Below are 4,734 nucleotides of genomic sequence, written 5' to 3' on the forward strand. Positions count from 1 at the left end.
TTGCATGTATTAGGCACGCCGCCAGCGTTCATCCTGAGCCAGGATCAAACTCTCCAAAAAAGTTTGATTTGCTCTATCGAATCAACGAGGTCATGCTTCACTCTTCAGTTTTCAATGAACACTTTCTTTATTCATTTCACCGCATCTCGCGGCGACAGATAGTATAATATCACCATATTCATGTCATGTCAACAACTTTTTATCATTAAATTGAAAGAAACCAGAAAGCCATTGACAGGTGTGGTCAATGGCTTTCCTCTTCGCTATCGAATTCAGTTTTAGAATCCGGTTTGGTGGCAATGCCGTTTGTCAACATATCGACGATCCAGTCAATTTCTTCCTCTTCTCCCCCTTGGGCCAGCAATTCAGGAATGACGTTGCGAGCCAACAGATATGCCCCGATCTGTGACATGATCCCCCGCAAAATGACATGATTGGGAAGGTCGGCACGCAGTTTGCCTTTTCTTTTCAGCTCCTCGATCTTTTCAGACGCCATCAGAACCATATTTTTTGCCACATGGACTTTCAGGGCTTCGCGAATCTCCGGATGGAACAAGCTTTCCACCAAAATAATGCGTATCGTTTTCCAGTTCTTCTCCAGGAGTTCCTTCCGGTCGATAACCACCTCGCGCAAAAGTTCCTCCAACGGCTTGTCCTGGTTGAGAATTTTGAGCACGGGAGTGGCGATATAGGGAAAGGCCACCCGGGCAATCGCCGGAATGACCAAGCGCAATAGCAAACCTTTCTTGGTACGGTAATGTTTGAAAATGGTAGCTTCAGCTACACCAGCCCGTTCAGCGATTTCGCTCGTTGAAGCACCGCTGAAGCCTTTTTCTGCGAACACATGGATAGCTGCTTCCAAAATCTTTTTCTGTTTTTGCGTTTCTTTGTCCGTTTTCAGATCCAAATCGTATTGCTCTGCAATATCACGAACCCATTCATCCCAACTTTTCTCGGACATTTTCCCCTGCTACTAGAAACATAGGTCCATGCCATAGTTGTCCTGTTTCCATGTGCTCCGTCTCTCCGCAGCTACTGCGGTTTGATGTAGCAGTCCACAGGCATCCACTCCTGGCTAGCCACCAGTACATATACAATGTCGCGTTAGATGAAAGCACTGTATTGGCTTGTTTTTGGCATGGACATTCATTCTATTTGTAGCAGATAACCTCCTTTCTTTTGTGAAAAATTTTTGGTAAATAAAAGGAGCCTCGTTTCCATTTTTGTATATTTGTCCAACTTTTCAGTAACTGTTTTTATCCTCCCTGGCTGATCACATGCACAAAAATTTCTTCCAGTGTTGGTCGCGCCGTGCCCAATTCGGCGGCGTACCGTTCTTTCAGCTCGTCTACTTTCCCCTTCGCCACGATTCTCCCTTTATTCATGAGCGCAACTTGGTCACATCGCTCCGCCTCATCCATGTAATGCGTGGTCACCAAAATGGTTATCCCTCGTTCGGTCAGCTCATACAGCTGTTCCCAGAACAGGCGCCGGGTCAGGGGATCGACGCCGCTGGTCGGCTCGTCCAGAAACAAGAGCTGTGGCATGTGCACGATTGCAGAAGCGAAAGCGACCCGCTGCCGGATTCCGCCTCCAAGCGCAGCCACTTGCTTCTTGGCCACATCTTGGAGTGAAAACTGCTCGATCAGTTCCTCCACCCTCTGTCCACTCTGATTCACACCATACAACCGCGCATAGAATCGTATATTCTCCTCGACGGTCAAATCGGGATACAGGGAAAATTTTTGTGACATGTATCCGATCTGCTCTTTAATCTGTGCCCGTTCTTTGACAATGTCATGTCCCAAAACCAGCCCTCTGCCGCTTGTCGGAGGCAAAATTCCGCACATGATCCGGATGAGAGTCGTTTTGCCGGCTCCGTTGGCACCGAGCAGTCCAAAAATACTGCCTTTTGATACTGTTAATGATACCTGATTTACTGCGCGAAAGGTACCAAATTGTTTGGTGATTTGGTGGAGTTCGATCATGTCCGCCTTCCCCCTTCCTGCATCCAATGGATGAACACGTCTTCAAACATGGGCTGAATGCGCTCCACTTCGCGCGCAAGCCCTTTTTCCCGAATCCAGTCGCGCAAGGCATGAACTGCTTCTTCCTGGTGGATGAGGAAAACCCAATCCACCCCACGTGGAAACGCATCGATGACATGGGGGATATTTCTCAGTTTCTGCAATTCCCTCAGAGAAACATGGCGCAAATCGGGAATGCGATAAACTGCATAAGGAAACTCATCAATCAGTGCCTGTGGGGACGCTTTTTTCATCAACTCTCCATGGTACAGGAGCAGCACCTCGTCACAATGGGGCACTTCATCCAGGTATTGCGTCGAGACGATGACGGTGGCCCCTTCGCATTTCACTTCCCGAATCAGTTTCCAAATTTCGCGCCGCGAAACCGGATCTACCCCATGCGTCGGCTCATCCAGAATCACGCAAGACGGACGATGGAGAAATGCGGCGCAGATGGCCAGTTTCCGTTTCATCCCACCGGAAAGGTGTCCCGCCAAACGATCTTTGAACGGGGAGAGTTTTGTCCATTCCAAAAGCTGCTCACTCCGCTGTTTCGCCTCCTCCCTGGATAAGCCGTACAAACGGCCGTAAAACAGCAGATTCTCCTCAATACTCATGTCCTCGTATAACCCGAAGTGCTCCGCGACAAATCCCGATGAGAATGATTCACGATATTTGATGCTACCTTTCTTCGGCTTCAGAAGCCCCACAATCAACTTCAACATTGTGGTTTTCCCAGCACCATCGGGACCGACAATCCCAACGATCTCATTGTCCCCAATTTGGAATGAAAGATTTTTCAGCACTTCTTCTTTACCGTAACGAAACGAAACATCCTGAAACGAGATCATCCAGTTCCCCTCCTCAAGTCAAGCTTCGTCTGAAGCGAACGGTGGCTACCAACAGGAACAACACAGCGAAGAAAGACAGCATCGCCAATGCCACCGGGTGATCCCATGCGCTCATGCCTTTGAGAAACACGTCTCGGCTGATTGGCAAGAAATAGGTGAGCGGCATCAAATAGGACAACCAGCTAATCCACTCGGGCATTGCTTCCAATGGAAAGACAAAGCCAGACAGGATAAACTGTGGCAGCAATGTCATCATGGCAAGCTGCATCGCTTGTTGCTGGTTTTGCGACACCGTTGAGATGAAAAGACCAATGCCAAGCGACGCAAACAAGAAAATGAGTGCCATCAAGAGGTAAGAAAGCAAATCTCCCGTGAACGGGACATCAAACACCCCAATACCGACCATAAGCACCAAAAGGAAATCAAAGGTGGCGATGATCATGTAAGGAAGCAGTTTGCCCAAGATCAATTCGACCGAACGGAGTGGCGAGACGATCAGCTGCTCCAGGGTACCTCTCTCCTTCTCACGCACCACGCCGAGCGCCGTCATGAAGGTGGTGATGAAGATCAGCACCAATCCCATCAAACCAGGGATCATATAGTACGCGCTTTTTAAATCTTCGTTGTACAGCACTTCTACCTCGGCCGCCATATACTTGGGATCCGGGAACTGATCTTCCAATTGCTTTTTCTGCTCCTCCATCTGTTCTTCCATCGCTGTCCTGATCTGGGACTGGATCTTATTTTGCAAATCCTTGGCCACATTCGGCGGCATCTTGACCAGCGGTGAGTCAGCAGGAAGTTCCAGTTTCACATTGGGCACATCATTGCCCTTGAAACGCTCTTCAATGTTTTGCCGAAGCTCTTCCATATTGGCTTTTTGAATGTCGCCCAAAACCTCATTCACTTTGCGCACCGCCGATTGGGCCGTGAACAGGCGCCCTCCATCTACCAAGATATTCAGCTGCTGTTCTTTGCTTTTTGCGATGGAATCATATTTTTGCGGGAAAAGGATGGCAACGTCGGTCTTGCCGTATTTCAAGGCATCACGCGCTTCCTTTTCCGTTCCCTGACCTACTACGTTCATCTCCGCATGCTCTTCCACTTCATGAATCACTTCACGGCTGTCTTTGTTTTTCGCTTGGTCAACAATAAAAATGCGGAAATGATCCACATCAAAATTGACCGCATACCCAAACGCAACCAGCCAGATGACCGGAAGCATAATCATCATCGCCAACGTGCGCCGGTCACGTTTCAGCTGGATAAACTCCTTGATAATCAGCGCTCCAATTCGTTTCCACATATATAATGAAGCCCTCCCTTTTTTAGTGAGTAATTACTCACTTATAATGTATGGCAGGTCGGCATTGGAAGTCAACAAAAAAGTGAGTCATTACTTACTTTGTCATAAAAGATAGGCTTGAAACCTTATTTTGCATCATCATTCCTTTCTCCATATTTTTTCCATCAGAAAAAGAAAAAACCCGGAAAAACGGGAATTTGCAATCACGAGGGGCATGTTTGGTCAAAGCTTGGTCCATTTCTCTTCAGTAGAAGGGATTACCCAAGAATTCCCTTCGTTTACGTTGGGGAGTAGTCAAAACAAATCTGTGAGAATTCCATCGCTTTTACCTAACTGGATCTCCAATAATCCATGACAATGACAGGATTAAAATAGAAAAAGTGCAAAAACAAGAAACCCATCCTTGAATGAGGATGGGTTTCTTGTTTTTGCCTGGCAACGACCTACTCTCCCAAGGGTCTTCACCCCAAGTACCATCGGCGCTGGAGGGCTTAACTTCCGTGTTCGGGATGGGAACGGGTGGGTCCCCTCCGCTATCATCACCAGACGT

At 47.9% G+C, this 4,734-nt stretch carries 4 protein-coding genes and 2 rRNA genes; all 6 read right to left on the reverse strand.

Features of this window, described 5'->3' with window-relative positions; translation table 11 throughout:
• Window positions 1-60 (reverse strand): 16S ribosomal RNA (locus tag BMZ78_RS18140); the annotation flags it as partial.
• 184 nt (window positions 61-244) lie between these two features.
• Window positions 245-961, reverse strand: a complete 717-nt coding sequence (locus BMZ78_RS18145) for a TetR/AcrR family transcriptional regulator (RefSeq protein ID WP_093231791.1) — start codon at window positions 959-961, stop codon at window positions 245-247.
• Window positions 962-1,256: 295 nt separating this feature from the next.
• Entirely contained in the window at window positions 1,257-1,988 is a 732-nt protein-coding gene (locus BMZ78_RS18150) for an ABC transporter ATP-binding protein (protein WP_093231792.1), read from the reverse strand.
• Window positions 1,985-2,878, reverse strand: coding sequence for an ABC transporter ATP-binding protein (locus tag BMZ78_RS18155; protein ID WP_093231793.1), 894 nt, complete (start codon window positions 2,876-2,878; stop codon window positions 1,985-1,987). The genes BMZ78_RS18150 and BMZ78_RS18155 overlap by 4 nt, the downstream gene beginning before the upstream one ends.
• A 13-nt stretch (window positions 2,879-2,891) precedes the next feature.
• The gene (locus BMZ78_RS18160; protein ID WP_093231794.1) at window positions 2,892-4,184 is read right to left on the reverse strand and encodes an ABC transporter permease; all 1,293 of its coding nucleotides are present in this window, start codon (window positions 4,182-4,184) and stop codon (window positions 2,892-2,894) included.
• Between the two features lie 430 nt (window positions 4,185-4,614).
• Window positions 4,615-4,731 (reverse strand): 5S ribosomal RNA (rrf, locus tag BMZ78_RS18165).
• Between the last annotated feature and the right edge of the window lie 3 nt (window positions 4,732-4,734).

Source organism: Thermoflavimicrobium dichotomicum, assembly GCF_900114055.1.
In the GTDB taxonomy this organism is placed as follows: Bacteria; Bacillota; Bacilli; order Thermoactinomycetales; family Thermoactinomycetaceae; genus Thermoflavimicrobium; species Thermoflavimicrobium dichotomicum.